Genomic DNA, 21,271 nt, shown 5'->3' on the forward strand with positions numbered 1-21,271 from the left:
TTCCAATAGTCTACAAACACTTTTCCAGGAATGGTCTCTTGAAAAAAAGGGTTTCCATGCGTTATTTACGTGCAAGAAAAGCATGCAGACTCAACAAGATACGCTTGAAACATATCATAAACATCAATTACGTCTGGTTACAATAAAACTTGATGCCAAAAAAGTATGGGACGTCAATATCTTACTGCAGACGCAGGCCGACCTTCAGCACCTGATTGCCTTGCACTTCATGTACAACCCAGTGGATGCCATGCCAGTCCACATCGTCACCTACTACCGGATTTCCACCCACACGACGGGCAATGAACTCACCCAACAGCTTGTCCTTTTCTCCGGCACTAAGCGTTAACCCATAAGCCTGTGCCAATTCCAGCATTGGCGCATTGCCATCAATGATGAAGGCACCGTAGAAGTCACGAGCCACCTTGAGGCGTGCTTCACCATCAAACATGCGATTCAGCGCCGCTACATCGCCGGAACGCCCAATCGCACATACAAGGTCGTGCTTTTCAAGCTCGGTGCTGCCCTTCGGATAAATCATTTCGTGATCACGAAATACCGCCGCAAGTGAGGTGCCGGATGGAAAACGAAGATACCGCAACGGTATTTTTTCCACACCTCGGTTATCGACATGGTACATCAGCATTTCATAATCATTTTCGTGTAACACTCCCATGGTGCGCCGTCGTGAGGGTGATGCGCTTGGGGGTACGACAACCTTCATCCATCGAGCCATGGGCGCCAATGACATGCCTTGCACGATCAGTGACATCAGCACCACCACAAAGGCAACATTAAAGTAGATATCCGACTCTTCAACACCGCTGATCACTGGCAAAATGGCCAGCACGATAGGGACAGCACCTCGAAGGCCTACCCAGGATATAAAAATCAACTCCTTCCAGCGAAAGCCGAAAAAGGGCTTCAGACTAAGCATGACGGCGATGGGGCGAGCGACCAGTACCAGCGAAGCAGACACCAGCAGGGAAGGCCACAGGTAATCCAGTACCTGACTTGGAGTCACCAGCATTCCCAGAACAAGAAACAGCGCAATCAAACTGAGCCAGGCCATGCCATCATGCACGGGCAAAATGTGTTCGATATGTTGACCGCGCACATTGCCAACCATAAGCCCCATCAGATAGATGGCAAGAAAACCACTCCCATTCACCATATTGGTCAAGGCAAACAGCGTCAGGCCCAGCGCCATGGTCAACAGGGCATACAGCCCGGAAGCCAGATCCAGCCACTTGAGAAGCCTGCCAATGCACCATCCTCCACCAAGGCCGAAAGCAAGCCCCCAGCCAAACTGTTCAACGAACAGCATGACAGTTTCAAAGACACCACTTACCTGCCCCACCAGCATCTGGGACAAAATCAGAGTCAGGAAAATAGCCATCGGGTCGTTGGTACCGGACTCGATTTCAAGGGTGGCGCCAACGCGCTCGTTGAGCTTGATCCCCTGACCGTTGAGCATTGAAAATACAGCTGCCGCGTCGGTAGACCCTACAATCGCTCCTACCAGTAACCCCTGAAGCAGGGACAGGTCGAATACCCACATGGCGACGACGCCAACCAGACCACTGGTAATGAAGACCCCGAGTGTTGCCAGCGACAAAGCGGGTTTAAGCCCCACGCGGAAGGTCGACATCCGTGTCTGCAACCCCCCATCAAGCAAAATCATCGCCAGAGCCAGCTGACCGATCACATAAGCTCTGGAGTAATCATCAAAATGGATGCCCAGCACACCCTCTTCACCGGCCATCATGCCGATAAAGAGAAACAGGGGGAGTAATGGCATACCAATACGGGCTGACACGCGGCTGGCCAGGATACTGAGCACGACCAGCAGGCCGGCCACCACATACACACTATTAAAATCCGTCAAGGCATATTCCACTCGATTGTATTCACTGGTCACTACCCTATTTCATACCACGTTTTCACGATGACAGAAGGTCTATCCAGACTGACGCCTCTTCCACGCGTGCATACTCACACGGGCCGGTGACCTGCATGGCATGAAGTATCCGACGATACCATGCGCGATGCCCCCTGATAGAGGGCACTGGCATATGTTGCTGATAAGCGGCAATAAAGGCCTGCCTTGCCATCCCCGAAGGCACCATCAATTCCAGAAGGGTCCAGTCAAATTCGATCGGCGCCCGCACCAGCGCCTCCCAGTCACACCAGATCAGCCGCTGCGCTCCCTGCAGAAACTGATCAGGACGCATATCAGGTAACGCCATTACCGTACCCACGGAGGGCGGTAATGGCGTTACCGGCAAGGGCGAGCCATCCATTGCCTTCAAAAAATCGATAACCCGGGCCGACCATGTTGAAAGACTTGTCTGACGATCGGCTGATACAGGATCCCCTACACACTCCCCTTGGGTCGCAACATGAATCTGTCCCAGGGTATGCCCCAGAGTTTGCGCCGTGAGTGATGTCCATTCGACCCGGTCACCCTCGACCCAAGGCAACGCCCATAACGGGCGCTCCGCCACCACACCGAGGTAGCGCATCGCAAGCACCTCGAGCGGCAGAGGCGGCAGCCATGCCTTCAACTCGGGGCGACTCGGAGCGTCTCTCCAGCGATTTACCTGAAAAAGCGCATGCATGCCCTGCCAGAAGCTGCCATCACATGTCGGCGTACGCGGCATTTTGATGATTGCATCGAGTTCATGGCTTCGCCACAGCCAGTTGGCGCTGTCATCAAAGGCAATCGGCAGCACCACCAGTCGGCTGTCCTTCAAAAAGGATGCCACAGCGCGAGTCAGCGTCGCGGGAGGGGAATCTGAAGGCTCTGACATTTCGCTGGTCGCTCTGATCGATAACACGTTACACTTTCTTGAAGGATGGGGGTGCCTACGGGCTGAGAGTGCTTGCCACAACCCATTGAACCTGATCCGGATTATACCGGCGGAGGGATATCCATGCGCGCAATCGCAACTTATCTCTGCGCTACCAGCGGAGAAAGTAAATGACATCTGTACCTGGCCTGCAGGTGGCCAACGCTACCCTGTCCTATCAGCAACGCCCGCTGTTTAAAGATCTGTCATTCACATTTGCTCCTGCCACCTGGACCTGTCTGCTGGGCCGAAGCGGCTGTGGCAAAAGCTCACTGCTGCGATTGATTGCCGGGCTGGAGGCGCCAGACAGGCCAACGCTTATGGTCACGGATCACCGTGGCAATCCGCTGCCCCCTCAGGGCATTGCCTGGATGGCTCAACAGGATGCACTACTGCCCTGGCTCAATGTCATGGATAATATAACCATTGGCGCCAGACTTCGAAACACGCTGGATGATACGCATCGTGACCAGGCGCACGCCCTGCTTGAACGATTGCAACTCGCCGATCGGGCAAAAAGCCGACCAAATCAGCTTTCCGGTGGGCAGCGCCAGCGAGTAGCCCTGGCACGCACATTGATGCAACCCGCGCCCATCGTACTGATGGATGAGCCCTTTTCCGCTGTGGATGCCATTACCCGCAGCGAGCTGCACGCCCTGTCGATCGAACTTCTTGCCGAACGAACCGTATTGATGGTCACTCACGATCCTCGCGAGGCACTACGGCTGAGTGATGATATTTACATTCTTGCCAGTGGCCAACTGGAACACCTTTCCACGCGAAAAGGACAACGTCCTGCCGAACTCTCACTGGAGGAGCGTGATGCCCTTGAGCGCCACATCATGAGCCAGCTCGGAGGTATAGCGCCATGACCGCCCTTGCAACCGGTAGCCGAAAACTGATCGCATTGGCACTCACACTGACAGTGCTGATTATTGCCTGGCAGGCGATCGTCAGTCTTGCCGACCTGCCCCGCTACATCCTGCCAGGCCCCTTGTCGGTGATTCAGGCACTGGAGCGATTTGCTCCCCTACTAATCACCCACGGGCTTTACACTGCACTGGAAATTCTCCTAGGTTTTGTGGGAGGCGTTCTGCTGGGCATTCTGACAGCACTGCTGCTGGCGGCCTTTCTGCCGGTACGCCGCATCCTGCTTCCGCTACTACTGGCCTCACAGACCATCCCCATTTTTGCCATCGCGCCCCTGTTGATGCTGTGGCTGGGATACGGACTGCTTTCCAAGGTCGTCATGGCCATGCTGATCATCTATTTCCCGGTCGCCTCTACCTGCTTTGACGGCCTGCGCCACACGCCTGCCGCGTGGCTCGACATGGCCACCACACTCGGTGCAACACGGCGTCAGCGCCTGTTTCGCATCCAGCTACCTGCCGCCCTGCCTTCACTGTGCTCAGGACTTCGCATGGCAGCCACCGCGGCACCAATAGGTGCCGTCATTGGGGAATGGGTAGGTTCGAGCCAGGGGCTCGGTTACCTGATGCTGCAGGCCAATGGGCGAATGCAGACTGATCTGATGTTTGCTGCTCTGTTCATGCTGATCATCATCGCGGTAGGCCTTTATCAACTGGTGGACTGGCTAAGCCGCTGGCTGGTGCCATGGCAACAACGCACGACAACCCTCTGAGCATGTTTCGACAAGGATATCCATCATGACAACCACCAATCACTCACGCCGCTGGCTGCTCAAGACCGCAACCTTTATGACGGCAGCAGCCACGCTGCCATCACTTGCACGTGCAGATGATTCAGCCATTGCCCCCGCGGCACCGGCAGAAGCCGACCCGATCGCTCCACCACCGGTCACATCGCTATCCATCATGCTCGACTGGTACGTCAATCCGACTCATGGGCCAATCGTGATTGCCCATCAGAAGGGGTTCTTCAAGGAACACGGCCTGGACGTCACCCTTCGTACCCCAGCAGACCCCAGCGCTCCGCCGAAACTGGTAGCCGCCGGCCAGATCGATCTGGCACTGAGCTATCAGCCTCAGCTACACCTGCAGGTGGGCCAGGGCCTGCCGCTGGTACGCGTCGGTACGCTGATCGGCACGCCACTGAATGTTCTGGTGGTTCGCAAGGACAGCAACATCAAGTCGCTTTCGGACCTGAAGGGAAAATCAGTCGGCTACTCGGTCGGTGGTGTCGAGCGTGTCCTGCTGGATGGCATGCTCAAGCACAGCGGGCTCAGTGAACATGACATTGATCTGGTCAACGTGAACTTTTCACTGACACCTGCCTTGATCAGCGGCAAGGTGGATGCCGTTACTGGCGCCTTCCGCAACTTTGAACTGGCACAAATGGCCCAGGAAGGCGTCGAGGGGCGGCCCTTTTACATCGAGGAACATGGTGTTCCCGCCTATGAAGAACTGGTATTCATTGCCAATACCGAAACCATCGCCAGCCATCAACGCGCCTTCTCCAGCTTCATGAAAGCCATCGAGGAAGCGGCGCTCTGGACCATCAACCACCCCAACGAAGGCTGGGAGTTGTTCAAGGCCTATGACCCGGTCCTTGACAATGAACTAAACCATCAGGCCTGGCAGCAAAGCGTGAGCCGATTTGCCCTTCGCCCGGCCGCAACCGACGCTGGCCGCTATCTGCGGTTTCAACAGTTTCTACTGGACAATCATGCCATTGAACAGAAGGTTCCTGTAGACAGGCTCACGCTGGATATCAATAACCTGCCCCCTGCACCAAAATAACGATCCATAAAGGCCTTTAGGTGCTGACAGGGCAGCGTGCTATCATGAAGGCATTGCGCTGGAACCGTATATAGCCGCTCTTTCTTGATATCCTGGCCTGGCCAGGCTACGGAGCCGGCGGTTTTTGTGTTATTTTGTGCGTTTTGGCGAGTGACAAGAGAGAGTCATGACTGTAACCCCACATCACGAGCATTTCGAACGCGTTCGCCAGGATCACCAGCGCGAACTCGTTGAGGATTATGTGGAAGAGATCGCCCACCTTCACCACCATCTGGGTGAAGCGCGTGCCAGCGACTTGGCAGAGCGTTTTGGCGTCAGTCCGGCTGCGGTTTCCAAGGTCGTCACTCGCCTCAAGCGGGATGGCCTGGTCAATGCACGCCCCTACCGTGGCATCTTTCTGACCGAGCAGGGAGAAAACCTTGCCGTCAAGGTTGCTCAGCGCCATGAGGTCGTGCTTAACACGCTACTGGCCCTTGGCGTACCGGATGCCATAGCCCGCGCCGATTCCGAAGGCATAGAGCATCATTGCAGCCACGAAACGGTTGAAGCCATGCGTGCATTTATTCAGCGTTACCATGGTGACCTTGAAACAACCTCACGCTGAGACTGTCTCGTTACCCGGGGAGACACGCCATTCATCCGCCCTCTCTGCAGGCCTGTCATCCTGATGCACTGGTCTTCATCGAACCGACTGCTACCGGGCCTCGCCCCTCACATGACAGCCTGACCCGCCTTCACCTTGTTGAGTATCGCAATAACAGCATCACACGGGCCGACACATGGCAGGTTCCCTCGCCCCCGAACGCGGAGTTTTTCGACAGGCTGGCTAACTGGGTTGGTGAGGCATTACCCATCATTGATAATGCCCGCTACTGGCTGGCCTTTTTTCATCACTATACTCGCAAGGCAGGACAGGTTCTGCCACTGAAGCCGGTATGCCTTCGTCGTCTGGAATTCGGTATTGATCCCGATGGTACACATCAGGATACCTCCGACGACCTGATGACCCGCTGGAGAATACTGGCCGATCAACACGACCATGAAACGCTGGTGGCTCGCCTTTTGACCCAACTCCGCCTGCGCGCCCTGCCGGCTCGAGTATCGCCGGAAGAACTGACAAGCCTGCCTCACGCCCCGGGCGTTTACCTGTTTTACGGGGCCAACCAGGCACTGCTTTATGTAGGCAAGAGTATTGATCTCAGAAGCCGCGTGGCGAGCCACTTCACAAATGCCCTGCACGATGACAGGGAACTGCGTATCAGTCAGCAGACCGAACGCATCGAGTATGAACAGACCGATGGCGACTTCAGCGCGCAATTACGAGAAATAGAACTGATCAAGGCCCGCCAGCCGCTGTTCAACAGGAAGCTTCGACGCCAAAAGAACCTGCTGACCTGGCAATGGCCGAAGCACGCTGCCACACCGGTACTGACATCACAGTGGCTGCATGACGAAAGCGCCTGCTACGGGCTTTTCAAGAATCGGCGCGAAGGACTCGAGACCCTCAAAAAAACAGCGACGGAGCACAGACTCTGCCCTGAAACACTTGGATTGGAACCAGCGCACGGCCGGTGCTTTGCATACCAGCTCGGGCGCTGTGCAGGCGCCTGTCAGGGCATCGAATCCCGGGAGGCCCATGAAGATCGGGCCCGCCAGGCCATGGCGCCATGGCGCCTTGCCAACTGGAGCTGGCACGGGCCAATTCTGGTCATGGAAGGTGAGCAGAACGAGCGGGGGCATCTTTTTGACCAATGGTGCTATCTAGGGGCAGTAGACAGCATCGGCGATGCCTACCGCACGCGTCATGACAGGCCACGGTTTGATGCCGACATCTACCGGCTGCTGAAGCGATATATCGGCGTCTCAGCGCCGCCCGGTACCGTGAACGTTCTTCCGCTGGACCCTGCCCTGATGGAGTGGCGGCGCTGAGACCAGGGCGCATGAGCCACCACACACGCCTTGGTCTCAGCGTGTCAGAAAGGCCTCGACACACTGCCTGAAGCGCTCCGGCATTTCGGCATGTATCCAGTGACCTGCACCTTCCAGTGTTTCAACGTCCAGCGCTGTCATCAGCGCATTCGCTGCCGCCAGCCCCTCATCGTTTACATACGGCGACGCACCACCTCGGATCAGCAGCGAAGGCATATCTATCGGCCCATCACCGTCGGGGGCCGCAATTATCCGTGGATAATCGGTTTCAATGTTATCAAGCCCCACCCGCCAGACCAGCTGCCCTGCCTCACGAACCAGATTAGTCGCCAGAAACTGGCGCGTCATACGCTGATCCACATGGTGCGCCATCAGCTCGTCGGCTTCCTGCCGGGTTTTAACGGTAGCCCTTTCAACCTCACGCATCGCGCTGAAGACATCATCGTGACCATGCTGATACGCCAGTGGCGCAATATCTGCCACTACCAGTCGCTCAACTGTTTCGGGAGACAACCGGGCCACTGTCATCGCCACCTTGCCACCCATGGAATGTCCCAGCAGATAGCAGCGCTTGACCTCCAGGCGCTCAAGCGTAGCCAGCACATCCTGCGCCATGGCTTTATAGCTCATGCCCTCTGCATGCGGCGACTGGCCATGATTACGTAAATCAAGTGCAATGACTCGACCATGCGCCTGCCAATGCTTGACGTGAGAACGCCAGTTATCAGCACTCCCCATCAACCCATGAAGAATAACCAGCGGCGGGTGAAGAGATGTGTCCCGGCCCTCATCCAGGGCGTGAAGTACAATGCTCATGAGGTTAGCTCCCGGCAGTATAAGGCGGTGAAAAAGGCGCGCGACCGGCGTGGTCAATCTCGTCAAGATGTACCTTGAAGGCCTGCCACACCGGACTACGATAGCGGCTGGCATGCCATACCATATAGAAATGGCGTTTCAGTGACAGTCCGTCAAGACACAGCTCCACCAGCGTGCCCTGCTCAAGCTCCTCCCTGACAGCCAGCTCCGATAGGCATCCCAGCCCCAGACCGGCACGTACCGCCTGCTTGATTGCTTCGTGCTGGCCCAGCTCGAGACGAATATTGAGTCGACCAAGCCGGTCATGAATGGCTGCTTCAAAAACCGCTCTGGTCCCGGAACCTTCCTCACGCAAAACCCAGTCGGCATCAGAAAGGGCCTGAGCACTGACGTTGGGAGTAGCAGCAAGCGGGTGATCCGGGGCGGCAATAATAACCAGCCTGTCTTCCTGCCAGGGCACACTGATCAGTTCGCGATGATGACAAATGCCCTCAATGAGCCCCAGATCGGCTTCAAAGCGACGGACGCTATCAATGACCTCATACGTATTGCGCAGTTTTAGATCGAGCCGAACATCAGGATAGCGCGCTGTGAATCCACCGATGATACTCGGCATCAGATAGCTGCCCACCGTCGCACTGGCCGATAGACGCAACTCACCGCTCAAGGGGCCATCCGGCTCACGTGCCTCGCTTTCAAACAGATCCACGTCATCCAGTAACTGTTCAGCGCGGGACAGAAGACGCTGCCCCACCGCATTCAACTCGAGACGTCGACCCAACCGTTCGGCAACGCTTACCCCCAGCTGACGCTCGAATTCAGTCAGTGCCTGGCTTGTTGCCGACTGTGACAGACCCAGTTCGCGCGCGGCTGCACTGACGGACCCGGAGCGCGCCACAGCCACGAACACATGCAGCTGGCGAAGCGTAATACGACTAGACATTCAATAATCCTTGAAGGGAGCATCAGCCATCATGCGGTGTCAGGCATACCGGGCCTGACAAGGCGCGTAAGCAGCATTAAACAAATACCATACAACGGCAGAAACAACAGGCCGCTGATCACCAGCTTGATGACGTAGTCCACCCAGGCAATTTCAACCCAGTGTGTCGCCATGAACGGATCGCTGCTGCCCCAAAAGGCAATGGTAAAGAATACGAAGGTATCAAGCAGATTCCCGAATACCGTCGACAGCAAAGGCGCCAGCATGGCATGCCCTCGCCGCCGGAGCCGGCCAAACAGCCCGGCATCCAGCATCTGACCGCACACGTAAGCACCAAAGCTTGCAAAGGCGACCCGAATACTGACCCATGAAATATCAAGCAGCCGTTCCGGAGTCCAGTGCCCTGGCTGAAACAGGGTGGACAGCAGGCAGGACAGAAACAATGCCGGCAGCATGGCGCGCCAGATAACCCTATAGGCCAGCCGCTGCCCGGTCAGCCGAACGGTCAGATCCGTTAGAACAAAAATCAGCGGGAAGCTGAAAGCACCCCAGGTAGTATGCCACCCCATTAACGTTACCGGGTGCTGAACAAGGACGTTACTAAGGCAGATAACTGCAAGATGAGCCAGAACCAATCCGTTTAAAAGTCGTGTTCCCGGCGTTGAAGACACCAGCATTTCATATCCTTTTTTGACATAAAGGGGGTGAGGGAACCCCTGAAAGTAGCGAAAGTCTAACGTTTAGAGTGGTCAGGTGACAAACACAAGCCGCACTGTAGAGCCTTTGTACAAGCACTTCCGTTGAAAACGATGAAAAAACGTTTAATTCGGCATTTGAACAATGAGGCAGTTTTAAATGATCATCCTCTTATTGATTTTATAAACAGACTAAGGATGTCTCATGAGCTTATACGATACCGCCAATACCAATACTGCCGAATATGAAATGGTCATCACCGAAGCCACGCCGATTCTCAAGGCCATGGCCAACGAAAATCGCCTTCGTATTCTCTGCCTGCTGAAAGAAGGTGAGCAATCCGTTTCCGAACTCAATACGCGACTGGAACTCAGTCAGTCCGCGCTGTCACAGCACCTTGCCGTGCTCCGTCGCGAAGGACTGGTCAGCACCCGTCGTGCGTCACAGACCATCTTTTACTCACTGAAGGGCGAGCATGCCAAGGCCGTACTGAGCACGCTCGGTACCCTGCAGCGTTAACATATTGATGGCACTGGGTCACTGAACGTAAAAAAGCCGGCACTGGCCGGCTTTTTCGTACAGGTCAATTTTCCTGCCTGTTAAATGGACTACATGCGATTCCAGCGTTGTTCCATATCCTGCTGCACACGACGATCCATCCCCTTGTCGACCAATATACTGGCACTTTTACCCAGCCGTGCCAGCGCTGATTTCCTGGTGACCAGCTGCACTTCAAGAATCCTTGCCTCCTCGGCGCGGCGCTGCAGGTAATCGTCACTGGTCAATACTTCATCTACCAGACCAAGTTTGACTGCCTGGGTTCCATACCAGACATCCCCTTCAGCCACCTGGTCCATGTCCAGCCGAGGTCGACGGGCGGCAACGTGCGTCTTGAACAACTCATGCGTCTTGCTCAGGTCTTCAAGAAACTTCTCTCGACCCTCTTCGGTATTTTCGCCCAGAAGCGTCAAGGTTCGCTTGTGCCGGCCCGCGGTCAACACCTCGACATCCACATCATTTTTCTTGAGCAGACGATGAAAATTGGGAATCTGTGCCACTACACCGATCGAGCCAATCACGGCAAAGGGCGCTGCCATGAGATGATCCGCACAGCAGGCCATCATATACCCGCCACTGGCAGCCACCTTGTCAACGCTGACCGTCAGCCTGGCCCCGGAAGCCTTTAGCCGATCCATCTGGGCCGACGCCAGCCCATAGGAATGTACCAACCCTCCTCCAGACTCAAGCCTTACCAGCACCTCATCATCAGGAGTCAGCAGTGGAAGCAGCGCCGTAATTTCCTGGCTGAAGGCCGACTCGCGCGATGCCCGGATGTCACCATGAAAATCCAGCACCCAGAGTGTCGGGCCTGTCGGCTCTGAACCGGATTTTCTGGCCGCCTTGCGACTTTTTTTCAACGTCTGAGCGCGCGTTTTTTCTCTGGCCTTGCGAACAGCCGCACGTGCGCCCTTTTCGAGACGAGCGTCCTCCAGTTGTTCACGATACTGGCGATAATACTCCTGTCGATCACGAATCTTCATGCTTTGGCGTGATGGCGCAGCCTGGCCACGTGCCCGAACGACAAGGGCAATGACAGCACCAATGGCAGCCACAATAGTGAGCGCCTCGGCAACAAATAAACCAAATTCGGATAACCAGTTCATGTTTTGTCCCATGCTGATCGGGGTGCGTTCTGAAACGCATTGAAAAAATGAGCCGGCTTGACGGACCCATCTGTCGGGATACCAAAGGATACACGCATGCATTCACTGATCGAAAGCATCCGCGAAAGACTGGAAAACCATTTCAACCCCCGAGCGGCCAGGGGTATTCGCAACGTGTTTGTGTTCGATCTCACTGATGAGAAGACCTACACCCTGCTCATTGACGACGGCACAATGCAGTTTGATCAGTACCGTCATCCCGAACCCGACATCACCTTCATTACGGACAGCGCCACGTTAGAGCGTATTTTCAACGGCGAGGTCAGTGGCACCACTGCCATGATGATGGGCGATATCAAGGCAGAAGGTGACTGGATGGTAGCCACGCGCCTGAAGCGGCTGTTCAAAACCATCAAGTAATCAGACCTTAACCGGAGGGCGCGACCCCCTTCAGGAAATTGTCGATCAGGGAATGAGCAATGGAAAACGACGGTGGCAGTCCGGGAAGGTATTCCGGACTGAACCAGTCCGCCGCCTCGATTTCCACGCCATCGATGGTAATGTCCCTGGAAGCCGCCTCCGCATAAAACCCCATCATCAGTGAGTGAGGAAAGGGCCAGGACTGGCTTTTGAAGTAGCGGACGCGACCGATGCTCACACCGACTTCTTCCATTACCTCACGCCGCACCGCAGCTTCAACGGATTCGCCGGCTTCAATGAAACCCGCCAGGGTACTGAAGCGTCCGGGAGCAAAGCGCGGGCTTCGGGCCAGCAGCAGATCCCGGCCGTGTGTTACCAGAGTGATGATACAGGGTGATATACGCGGAAAGCTCGTCAGCCGACAGCTCGGACACACCATGGCAAATTCAGTCTGCTTGCGGCGCATTGCGCTACCGCAGCGGCCGCAGTATCGGTGGTCACGACGCCAGGTCATGACCTGAAGCGCCGTGGACAGTACCTCAGTCTGTACTACAGGCAACTGCCCCAGCCATTCACGCGCTGACATCCACGCTGCCGCCTCGGGCTGATCATCCATGGCAACGGCAATCGGCTCACCGTTCCAGTACCCCAGAGCCACTGCACCATCAGGCCACCGCACATCGTAACTGATGACACCATCATCACCCGGTGCCACCCCCTGGTCATTCATGCGAATCAATTGACCCCTGCGTACGCGGTCAATACCCACCAGTGTTCGCTCAAACATCCCCGGCTCCCTGACCGGATTCAGTCAATGCGTCCCACAGGCATTGGCCCGAGGCACCACGAATCCTGGCAAGTTTTTCCGCGTGGGCCTGCCACTCATCCTCGCTTGGCCGCACTACCCGCAACGCCGCTCGATCCTGCTGAATCCGACCCGCGTCCTGAACTGTACTACCGGGCTGGGTATTACTGCTTTCCGCTTCCTGATCTGCCAACAGAAGTGCTGTCTGCCCACCGGTCATGGCCAGATAAACATCTGCCAGTATTTCAGCATCAAGAAGAGCACCGTGAAGTTCTCGGTGCGCATTGTTCACGTCATAGCGCTTGCACAATGCATCAAGGTTATTGCGCTGACCGGGATGACGATCACGCGCCATCTTCAGAGTATCAAGAATCGTGCAGTGATCCTTTACCGGCCCCAGCTCCGGCGCACCGCGCTCCTGATTGAGAAGGCTGAATTCATGATCGATGAAACCTACGTCAAACGCCGCATTATGGATAATCAGCTCGGCGCCCTTGATAAACTCCCAGAACTCATCTGCAATGCCACGAAAGGCCGGCTCATTGGCTACACGTGCATTATCAATACCGTGGATGGCAATGACCTCGTCATCGATATGACGCTCGGGATTGATGTACTGGTGATAGACCCGCCCGGTAAAACGACGGTTAACCACTTCAACCGCACCGATCTCGACCAGCCGGTGCCCTTCCCTTGGATCAATACCGGTCGTCTCGGTATCAAGCACAATACTTCTACCCGCCATGGCGCGCCTCCATGAATTACAGCATTTTCAATACAAACGGGGATGCGCCCCTGTCAGGAACTGCGATCCTCAAGATTATCCATGGCCTCATTGGCCAGCGAATCGGCTCGCTCATTACCGGGGTGGCCACTGTGTCCCTTGACCCAGTGCCACTCGACCTCATGACGCTCGCATTCGGCCAGCAGCGCCTGCCAGAGCTCGGCGTTCTTGACCGGCTGTCTGGCCGCGGTTTTCCACCCCTTTTTGATCCAGCCATGAATCCACTCGGTGATGCCCTTTCGAACGTACTGGGAGTCAGTCCATAGATCGATTCGGCACGGCCGATTCAGTGCCTTGAGCGCCATGATGGCCGCCGTAAGCTCCATGCGGTTATTGGTCGTCATCAGCTCGCCGCCCTTAAGACATTTCTGATGCTCTCCGGCCTGCAGTACGGCACCCCAGCCGCCTGGGCCGGGGTTACCCCGGCAACCACCGTCGGTATAAATCACTACTCGAGACTGCTGACTCACTATCATGTTTCCTGCTGTACTGCGGCCCAGGGGGCCAGATAAAAACGGCGAAAAGTCTAACACGTTGAAACCGGTTCAGCGTGGTCATCGCTCCCGGACAATACGGCGCTGATCATTACGCGCCAGCCGGGTACCCGCGCCGGAAAGAGATGATGGCAACCAGGTGCGCATCCGGTCACGTACCGGAATCGGCCGTACGGGAACGCTCTGTCGGCACGCTTCAATGATGAGCGTATCGGCGCCCAGCGGGCAATTATAGCGTCGCCCGACCGTTTCAAGGCGGCCGCGCTGTCTTAGCGAAGGGGAAAAGTTGCAGTAATGCACCTGCTCCACCCTGAAGTCGACGAATGCCAGCCAGTCAGTCAGTTGCTGCACACTGCGCCCACGTGCAGGACTCATGACCGCACGCTGGCGTCCCTTCAATCGTGCCTTCCACCACCGCACACCAGAGGGACACCAGCCCAGTAGAAAAAGGCGACCGGAATCGGAAGTGACTCGAGTGGCTTCACGCAACACGGCATGCGGCTCATCAGTCATCTCAAGTAGATGGTGCACCACGACAAGGTCCATGGCTTCATCTTCAAGGGGGAGTGCCGACGGCGAACAGACCAGGGTTGACAGTGATGATGCCTGAGAAACGGAAGGAGCCCAGTGGATCACTTGATTCATGACATGGGCAGCAGGAAAGATGGGCACGCAGGACAGCTCAAGGGCCCGCTGTCCACGCAGGGATTCAAGTCGTGGACCAAGAACTGCACGCTGATTCTTCAACAGGTGCTGCCCGGTGACGCCGGCCCAGAACGACCTCGCTTCAATGGTACCCTCAGGCCAGGGGCCTGAAGGACGTACCAGATACTCAAGATTTGACATATGACGCGCTCCACCGCAAGGTTGACGCTCATTTCAGGTAGTTATTTCCACTGTTATCAACGCGCATAACCACTATTGAGGCTTTCATGTTGACCGTGAAACCGCTTCCCGCTTTCCAGGATAATTATATCTGGATTTTACAGCAGGATAATGACGCCCGCATCGCCGTGGTCGACCCGGGCGACGCCGACCCGGTAATCGAGTATATAGAAGCCCACGGCCTGGTGCTTGATACGATCCTGGTAACACACCATCACAAGGATCACACCGGCGGACTGGCCACACTGGCCGACCGCTATGGCCCGAACATCATCGGCCCGGCCGATTCCAGCATTACCCACCTGACAAGAACGGTAAGCGACGGTGATACCGTCCGCCTTCTGGGACGGGTATTCGACGTCATGGCCACGCCTGGCCATACCCTTGACCACCTCAGTTTTCTGGCGGCGGGCACGCCCGGCCTTCTTTTTTGTGGCGACACTCTGTTCTGTGCCGGGTGTGGGCGACTGTTTGAAGGCAGCCCGGAGCAGATGCACAAGGCTCTTCAGCGGCTGGCCGCTCTGGATGACGATACCCTGGTATTTGCCGGGCATGAGTACACCCGTGCCAACGTGGCATTCGCCCGGGCAGCAGACCCGGACAATGCCGCGCTTGAAGCCTATCAGGCAACCTGTGAGCGGGAGCGGGAGCACGGTCGCCCGACACTACCCAGCACGATCGGACGGGAAAAGGCCATCAATCCATTTTTAAGGGTTCACCGCCCGGAAGTACAACGCGCTGTCGCTACTCAGGGCACTGCCACAGATTCATTGACCACCTTTGCCACCATGCGGCAATGGAAAAATAATTTTTGATCGCCGGCACGGTTTTATAACCACAAATGGCTCGTAACGTGGAGCCGTGCTGCAGCAAGGAAAACATACAACATGATCACCCCGCGACCGCACCGATTTGTGCGCTGCCTGACGGGGGCACTGGTTCTGGCCACATCCCTTGGCGGTGTGTGCCTTCAGGCGCGTGCAGATGCGCCTGCCGCCCGCTCCTTTTATAACAGCCTGACGCTGCAGAAAACCGCATATCACTCCGTCTGGGAACGTCTCCGATCAGGCATGACACTGGCGCATGACACCAGCAACCCACGTGTTCGCGCCTGGATTGAATGGTACCAGGCTCACCCAAGGCATCTGGAGCACACCGTCGAGCAGGCCCGCCCATGGCTTCGTTTTGTGACCCTTCAGGTAGAAAATCGAAATATTCCCGCCGAAATTGCCCTGCTGCCCTTTATCGAAAGCGCCTATAACCCGACAGCCAGGCACCCTTACAGCGGGGCAACCGGGATGTGGCAATTCATGCCGGTAACCGGCGATGAAATGGGCCTCGACCGCACCTGGTGGTATGACGGCCGCAAGGATGTAGTCAGCGCCACCAGCGCCGCCCTGGGCTATCTCGACAAACAGCGCACCCGCTGGTATGACGGTGACTGGCTACTGGCTCTGGCGGCATATAACGCAGGTGCCGGAACCGTCAATCGGGCCCAGGCCCTGGCAGCCGCCAGAAGCCGGCCTACTGACTACTGGCATCTGCATCTGCCGGCAGAAACCATGGATTACGTGCCAAAACTGCTGGCGCTTTCGGCCATCATTGCCCATCCAGCAAGATATGGCATGTCGATCAATACCATCCCGGACAAGAAGACCTTTGCCGAGGTTCGAACGCATGGCCAACTGGATCTGGAACTGGCCGCGCGCCTGGCAGGCACCTCACTGGAAGAGATTCGCGCCCTCAATCCGGGATATCGCCGCTGGGCTACTCGGCCGGCAAACAATGGTCCGCTACTTATACCGGTTCATCGCAAGGCTGCATTTGAACAGGCTCTGGCCAGCCTTCCGGCCTCGGAGCGTGATACCTGGCAGCGCTACACCGTAAAACCCGGGGACGCGCTGTCGGTCATCGCCCGACGCTACAATGCACCCCTGCATATCATCAAGGCGCGCAACAATCTTACCTCCAGCCGCCTGAGGGCCGGCCAGACCCTGCTGGTCCCCGGTCATGTTGATCAGATGCTGGCAAGCGCCGCTCCGACAACTCCACAAGCCCGAGTCATCGTCAGCCGTGGGGACACCCTGTCTTCGATCGCGTCACAGCATGGCCTGACTACTCGCCAGCTGGCCACCATCAACAACCTGTCTACCGCCGACGTATTGCATCCCGGCCAGACACTGTCACTTCGCTGAGCGTTTTTTAACGGGCCGAAAGGCCCGTTATTCGTCCTATAACCCTGTTGAATGCATGCTAGATTAGCGGCAGAACAGTGCCGGTGGTCACCTGTTGAACGGGGACGATATGACGCAAACCTTCGCTACCGGAAAGGATAGCGCGCTTGAGCAGGCCATCGCATCAATGCAGCAGGCCCTCCGGTCTCTCGGGTTCGCCGTGGAGGAAACTCACTGGCTGAACCCCATACCACATGCCTGGTCGGTCAGGATTCAGGATGCCCACTGCCCGCAGATAGCAGCCAGTGGGCGCGGCAGCACGCGCAATGCTGCCCTGGCCAGTGCCTGTGGCGAACTGCTGGAGCGGCTTTCTACCCGTTACCTGTGGGCTCATACCTACCTGACCCCTGTCCTTGAGCACTTCGATTATATTCATCAACCGGATGAACGGTGGCTTTCGGTAGACCGCGATGATCAGACATGGCCCGAGCAACTGATGGACCCACCCTGCCGGGCAACGTATAACCCGCATCGCCACATTAGCCTGATGGCACTAGTGGATAGCCACGGTGATATTGGCCGAGGCATCTGCATGCTGCCCTTCATTCGCCAGCGCGATGGCCACAGGATCTGGTTCCCTGTCAGCCTTCTTGCACATCAGTTCGAATCGATCGGCATGGCATCCGGTAACAGCCGTGAAGAAGCCCAGATTCAGGCAATGTCGGAAATACTGGAGCACACCATCAAGGCACGCATTCTTCGCGAGTCAATGACCCTGCCCGCAGTGCCCGATGAGGTTATCAATCGCTACCCGAATATCAGCGCCGGTATTGATGCACTGAGAGCTGCCGGATTAACGCCCCGAGTACTGGATGGCTCACTGGGCGGTCGGTATCCCGTCATGTGTCTCGCTCTGCAAAACCCCAATGACGGAGGACTGTGCGCTGCCTTTGCAGCCCACCCCTGCATGGAGATTGCGCTGGAACGAACCCTGACCGGCCTGCTTGAGGGCCGAAGAATCGAACAGCTCGATGGCTTTCCTGCACCCGGTTCCGTTTCGGATCAGAGCATCCTGACAGACAATATGAAACGGCACGTTATACCGGCCGATGGCCACCTGAGCTGGGCACTTCTGTCTGACACACCGGATACCCCCTTTGTAGACTGGAACGACGATCGTGATGATTCAGCACGGTGCCGCGACCTGATGACACTGATTCATCAGGAAGGCACCGATGTGTATATTCTTGAAAGTACCCATCTTGGCATATATACCTGTCGCATCATTGCACCGGGCATATCGGACGTTGAACCACCAGACCATGTCGCGAAAGGACATCATCGCCTTATCCTTGCTCATCGGGCAACGCTGTTCAACCTGCCAGGCGCCCCCCGATCGGCATGGCATGCCTTTCTTGAGGATCTTGAAACTGCCGATATCAGCGATCAGCGGCCGGTTCTTGACTGGGCCGGCATCATTGCAGACCCCGGTACTGCCTGGGAAAGACTCAGGACAGGAGAGCTCAAGCTATGGCTGGCACTGGCACTGGGTTACCAGAAGGAAGGACTGAAATATATTCGCGATATCCTTGCTACCTCGGCGCTTATGCCGACAGACAAGGGGCGACTGCGCGCGCTGCAGGATGTGCTGGAACTGAATCTGAATGCCGGCTCTCTGGAGGCTTACCGCGCGGCACTGAACAGCTATCACGGCGAAGCGCTGGTGGAAGAGGCTGAAGAACTTCTTGATGGCGTCACTGTATTTCCTGACCTTGACGTCATGGATCCCTGCCGACCTACCGAGGCCCATGGTCGCTTCCTGGACGCCTACGCAAGGGTACTGCTGAGCCAGGCCGTCAAATAGCGACCATCCCATTAAAAAAAGCGATGCACGCACCGCTTTTCCGCACAAGGCCAACTGCACTATATCTTACATCGAGAAGGTATCCGCGTCCTGCCAGGCAGGAAAGCCTGCACGAAAGGCTTCAAGCTCATCACGCCTGAACGTGATCGATTCGACAAAGGCCTGATGCTGAGGCGGGTCCAGCAGCAACTCGCCCTTGAAGTCAATGGCCAGCGAATCCCCACTGTATGCCTGCCCCTTTGCATCATCACCCACGCGGTTCACGCCCACCACATAGCTCAGGTTTTCAATGGCACGGGCCTGCAACAATGTGCGCCAGGCATGACGGCGAACGGCCGGCCAGTTGGCCACACACAGCAGCAGGTCATAATGCACCGGATTATTACGAAGCCAGACAGGAAAGCGCAGGTCATAACACACGCTCAGCATGATTCGAAAACCATTACGCTCAACAATGACAGGCGCCCTGCCCATGCCATAACGCTCGTGTTCACCAGCCATACGGAATAAATGACGCTTGTCATACCAGACAAGCTCACCCTCGGGCGTGGCCCATATCATGCGATTAAAGCATTCACCATCATCCTCGATAGCCACGCTCCCTGTAATGACAGCCCCCAGTCGACGGGCCTGGTCCTGCATCCAGGATACCGTAGTGCTCTCGGCCATGGGCTCGGCCATTTCCCTTGAATTCATGGTGAACCCGGTGGCAAACATCTCCGGCAGTACAACGATGTCGGTAGTTTCCACGCTGGAAAGAAGTTTCCCCAGACTCGCTCGATTGGCCGCCGGATCTTCCCAGTGCAAATCAGGCTGCACCAGCGTCACATTCAATTGGCTCACATCACACTCCAGAAAAGACAGATCAGGAAAGCCCTGACAGATGAAGAACAAAGGGCAGCACGAAAGCAGTCATCAGGCCGGTAAGCCCCATGGCCAGACCAGCAAAGGCCCCTGCCAATGGTCCGAGTGTAGCAAAGCTGTGGGCAGTGCCGAAGCCATGCGCCGACAGTCCCATGGTAAACCCCTGCACCGTAGGGTCCTTCATGCCGGCCAGCCTGAACAGCAGTGGACCTGTCGCCGACCCGATGGCGCCGGTGATAAGTACCAGCCCTGCCGCCAGAGAAGGTATCCCCCCCAGTTCATTGGCAATGCCCATTGCAATGGGGGTAGTCACGGAGCGCGGCGCCAGCGTCATCAGTATTTCGTGCGGCGCCCCCATCAAAAAGGCGATACCGAGGGTCGTCATGGCAGATACCAGAATCCCCACCAGACAGGCTCCAAGAATGGGCAACAACATGGCACGCACCTTGGCCAGGTGATCATAAAGCGGGATCGCCAGTGCCACCGTAGCAGGCCCCAGAAGAAAATGAATGAACTGGGCACCTTCAAAATAACGCGCGTAGGAAGTTTGCGTATAAAGCAGCACACTGACAATCAGGGTTGTCGCCACAATCACGGGGTGAAAAAGAACAAACCCCTTTGACCAGCGATTGGCATACACCCCCACCATATAGGCCAGTAGCGTCAGTAACAGGTTCAACAAGGGTTCGGAGGTAAGATATACCCATAGCTGGTCAAGTGCGCCGAGGGTCATGCCTCTTCCTCCTGCTGAAACTGCTGCCCGTTGCGACGTTTCATCCAGGCCAGGCAATAAAGCGTGGCCAGCTGGGTCACAATGGTCGAAACAACCAGCGTTGCAGCGATGGCCGCGAAGTTGTTGCCAATCAGGCCAAAGTGCACCATCACTCCTACCCCGGCCGGCACATACAATAATGTCAGATACTTCAACAGCCCTTCCGACGCCAGTCTGACGCTGTCCGGCACGCGTCCGATGATCATCAGCGCCACCAGCATGATCACCATGCCGGCGACGGGCCCAGGCACCGGAAGATGTGTAGTCTTGACAAGCAGCTCTCCCAGGAACTGACATACAAGCAGTCCGGAAAAGCCAAACAATAGCGGCATATCCACCCTCTCCTGTTTCTGTCATGACGTTGTTGTTATTTTCCTACGTCATTGATTATGGGACAAGCTGCAAAAGGACAACGACACCTCTTTTCTTTTTTTAAACAGTGGTGTAGGATACGCTCCGTTCTCAAGGCATTACGCCTGACAACATTCGGAGCGTGGCGCAGCTTGGTAGCGCGCTGCAATGGGGTTGCAGAGGTCGCAGGTTCGAATCCTGTCGCTCCGACCATGAATATCAAAACGCCTCAAGGCTC

23 protein-coding genes, 1 tRNA gene and 1 riboswitch are annotated in these 21,271 nt (G+C 56.4%); of the genes, 11 read left to right on the forward strand and 13 right to left on the reverse strand.

From position 1 onward, the window contains the following. Positions 1 to 181 precede the first annotated feature (181 nt). A complete protein-coding gene (locus NAT21_RS08025; protein ID WP_250937082.1) occupies positions 182 to 1,888 on the reverse strand; it encodes a potassium/proton antiporter in 1,707 nt (568 codons plus the stop codon). 55 nt (positions 1,889 to 1,943) lie between these two features. After that, on the reverse strand, positions 1,944 to 2,813 hold the full coding sequence (locus NAT21_RS08030; RefSeq protein ID WP_250937084.1) for a hypothetical protein: 870 nt from the start codon (positions 2,811 to 2,813) through the stop codon (positions 1,944 to 1,946). 37 nt (positions 2,814 to 2,850) lie between these two features. Further along, a riboswitch (TPP riboswitch) is annotated at positions 2,851 to 2,949 on the forward strand. Between the two features lie 34 nt (positions 2,950 to 2,983). On the opposite strand from NAT21_RS08030, the gene NAT21_RS08035 reads away from it, so the two are divergent. The 5 genes from NAT21_RS08035 (at position 2,984) to NAT21_RS08055 (ending at position 7,501) form a co-directional block, all read left to right on the forward strand. Further along, a complete protein-coding gene (locus NAT21_RS08035) occupies positions 2,984 to 3,724 on the forward strand; it encodes an ABC transporter ATP-binding protein (protein ID WP_250937087.1) in 741 nt (246 codons plus the stop codon). Further along, a complete protein-coding gene (locus NAT21_RS08040) occupies positions 3,721 to 4,494 on the forward strand; it encodes an ABC transporter permease (protein ID WP_250937089.1) in 774 nt (257 codons plus the stop codon). Before NAT21_RS08035 ends, NAT21_RS08040 begins: the two co-directional genes overlap by 4 nt. Positions 4,495 to 4,519: 25 nt before the next feature. Further along, positions 4,520 to 5,572 carry an ABC transporter substrate-binding protein gene (locus NAT21_RS08045; RefSeq protein ID WP_250937092.1) on the forward strand — a complete coding sequence of 351 codons (1,053 nt, stop codon included), beginning with the start codon at positions 4,520 to 4,522 and terminating at the stop codon, positions 5,570 to 5,572. Between the two features lie 166 nt (positions 5,573 to 5,738). Then, positions 5,739 to 6,176, forward strand: a complete 438-nt coding sequence (gene mntR, locus NAT21_RS08050; RefSeq protein WP_250937094.1) for a manganese-binding transcriptional regulator MntR — start codon at positions 5,739 to 5,741, stop codon at positions 6,174 to 6,176. 398 nt (positions 6,177 to 6,574) lie between these two features. Further along, a complete protein-coding gene (locus tag NAT21_RS08055; RefSeq protein ID WP_250937105.1) occupies positions 6,575 to 7,501 on the forward strand; it encodes a GIY-YIG nuclease family protein in 927 nt (308 codons plus the stop codon). A 36-nt stretch (positions 7,502 to 7,537) separates the two neighbouring features. Here the strand turns inward: NAT21_RS08055 and NAT21_RS08060 are convergent, their stop codons facing one another. The 3 genes from NAT21_RS08060 to NAT21_RS08070 are packed head-to-tail and all read right to left on the reverse strand — an operon-like array spanning position 7,538 to position 9,937. After that, the gene (locus tag NAT21_RS08060; RefSeq protein ID WP_250937106.1) at positions 7,538 to 8,317 is read right to left on the reverse strand and encodes an alpha/beta fold hydrolase; all 780 of its coding nucleotides are present in this window, start codon (positions 8,315 to 8,317) and stop codon (positions 7,538 to 7,540) included. Positions 8,318 to 8,321: 4 nt separating this feature from the next. Then, complete coding sequence (locus NAT21_RS08065) at positions 8,322 to 9,260, reverse strand: LysR family transcriptional regulator (protein WP_250937107.1); 939 nt, start codon at positions 9,258 to 9,260, stop codon at positions 8,322 to 8,324. Between the two features lie 29 nt (positions 9,261 to 9,289). Further along, positions 9,290 to 9,937, reverse strand: a complete 648-nt coding sequence (locus NAT21_RS08070) for a 7-cyano-7-deazaguanine/7-aminomethyl-7-deazaguanine transporter (protein WP_250937110.1) — start codon at positions 9,935 to 9,937, stop codon at positions 9,290 to 9,292. Positions 9,938 to 10,160: 223 nt separating this feature from the next. On the opposite strand from NAT21_RS08070, the gene NAT21_RS08075 reads away from it, so the two are divergent. Beyond that, positions 10,161 to 10,475, forward strand: a complete 315-nt coding sequence (locus NAT21_RS08075; protein ID WP_250937113.1) for an ArsR/SmtB family transcription factor — start codon at positions 10,161 to 10,163, stop codon at positions 10,473 to 10,475. Between the two features lie 89 nt (positions 10,476 to 10,564). Here the strand turns inward: NAT21_RS08075 and sohB are convergent, their stop codons facing one another. Beyond that, positions 10,565 to 11,620, reverse strand: a complete 1,056-nt coding sequence (sohB, locus tag NAT21_RS08080) for a protease SohB (RefSeq protein ID WP_250937116.1) — start codon at positions 11,618 to 11,620, stop codon at positions 10,565 to 10,567. A 96-nt stretch (positions 11,621 to 11,716) separates the two neighbouring features. Here sohB and NAT21_RS08085 point away from each other — a divergent pair, with 96 nt between their 5' ends. Then, entirely contained in the window at positions 11,717 to 12,040 is a 324-nt protein-coding gene (locus NAT21_RS08085) for an SCP2 sterol-binding domain-containing protein (protein ID WP_250937118.1), read from the forward strand. A gap of 7 nt (positions 12,041 to 12,047) precedes the next feature. On the opposite strand, the gene nudC is transcribed toward NAT21_RS08085, so the two are convergent. The 4 genes from nudC to NAT21_RS08105 all read right to left on the reverse strand — a co-directional run bounded on the left by nudC (position 12,048) and on the right by NAT21_RS08105 (position 14,969). After that, positions 12,048 to 12,827, reverse strand: coding sequence for an NAD(+) diphosphatase (gene nudC / locus NAT21_RS08090; protein ID WP_250937121.1), 780 nt, complete (start codon positions 12,825 to 12,827; stop codon positions 12,048 to 12,050). Further along, on the reverse strand, positions 12,820 to 13,590 hold the full coding sequence (gene dnaQ, locus NAT21_RS08095; RefSeq protein WP_250937123.1) for a DNA polymerase III subunit epsilon: 771 nt from the start codon (positions 13,588 to 13,590) through the stop codon (positions 12,820 to 12,822). Before dnaQ ends, nudC begins: the two co-directional genes overlap by 8 nt. A gap of 53 nt (positions 13,591 to 13,643) precedes the next feature. Beyond that, positions 13,644 to 14,099, reverse strand: coding sequence for a ribonuclease HI (gene rnhA / locus NAT21_RS08100; RefSeq protein ID WP_250937132.1), 456 nt, complete (start codon positions 14,097 to 14,099; stop codon positions 13,644 to 13,646). Between the two features lie 84 nt (positions 14,100 to 14,183). Continuing rightward, entirely contained in the window at positions 14,184 to 14,969 is a 786-nt protein-coding gene (locus NAT21_RS08105) for a methyltransferase domain-containing protein (RefSeq protein ID WP_250937133.1), read from the reverse strand. A gap of 86 nt (positions 14,970 to 15,055) precedes the next feature. Here NAT21_RS08105 and gloB point away from each other — a divergent pair, with 86 nt between their 5' ends. From gloB to NAT21_RS08120, 3 genes are all read left to right on the forward strand, one after another. Continuing rightward, the gene (gloB, locus tag NAT21_RS08110) at positions 15,056 to 15,823 is read left to right on the forward strand and encodes a hydroxyacylglutathione hydrolase (protein ID WP_250937144.1); all 768 of its coding nucleotides are present in this window, start codon (positions 15,056 to 15,058) and stop codon (positions 15,821 to 15,823) included. A gap of 72 nt (positions 15,824 to 15,895) precedes the next feature. Beyond that, positions 15,896 to 17,203 carry a LysM peptidoglycan-binding domain-containing protein gene (locus NAT21_RS08115; RefSeq protein WP_250937147.1) on the forward strand — a complete coding sequence of 436 codons (1,308 nt, stop codon included), beginning with the start codon at positions 15,896 to 15,898 and terminating at the stop codon, positions 17,201 to 17,203. A gap of 109 nt (positions 17,204 to 17,312) precedes the next feature. Further along, on the forward strand, positions 17,313 to 19,046 hold the full coding sequence (locus NAT21_RS08120; protein ID WP_250937150.1) for a YcaO-like family protein: 1,734 nt from the start codon (positions 17,313 to 17,315) through the stop codon (positions 19,044 to 19,046). Between the two features lie 66 nt (positions 19,047 to 19,112). On the opposite strand, the gene NAT21_RS08125 is transcribed toward NAT21_RS08120, so the two are convergent. From NAT21_RS08125 to NAT21_RS08135, 3 genes are read right to left on the reverse strand one after another with little or no spacing between them, the layout of a single operon-like run. Beyond that, the gene (locus NAT21_RS08125; protein WP_250937153.1) at positions 19,113 to 19,889 is read right to left on the reverse strand and encodes an amidohydrolase; all 777 of its coding nucleotides are present in this window, start codon (positions 19,887 to 19,889) and stop codon (positions 19,113 to 19,115) included. Positions 19,890 to 19,911: 22 nt separating this feature from the next. Then, positions 19,912 to 20,643 carry an LrgB family protein gene (locus NAT21_RS08130; protein ID WP_250937154.1) on the reverse strand — a complete coding sequence of 244 codons (732 nt, stop codon included), beginning with the start codon at positions 20,641 to 20,643 and terminating at the stop codon, positions 19,912 to 19,914. After that, positions 20,640 to 21,014: a CidA/LrgA family protein gene (locus tag NAT21_RS08135; protein WP_250937155.1), complete on the reverse strand. Its 375-nt coding sequence runs from the start codon at positions 21,012 to 21,014 to the stop codon at positions 20,640 to 20,642. The genes NAT21_RS08130 and NAT21_RS08135 overlap by 4 nt, the downstream gene beginning before the upstream one ends. Before the next feature lie 155 nt (positions 21,015 to 21,169). On the opposite strand from NAT21_RS08135, the gene NAT21_RS08140 reads away from it, so the two are divergent. Continuing rightward, positions 21,170 to 21,246, forward strand: a tRNA-Pro gene (locus NAT21_RS08140). Positions 21,247 to 21,271: the final 25 nt, after the last annotated feature.

It is taken from the genome of Larsenimonas rhizosphaerae, from assembly GCF_023700005.1.
GTDB classification, from domain to species: domain Bacteria; phylum Pseudomonadota; class Gammaproteobacteria; order Pseudomonadales; family Halomonadaceae; genus Larsenimonas; species Larsenimonas rhizosphaerae.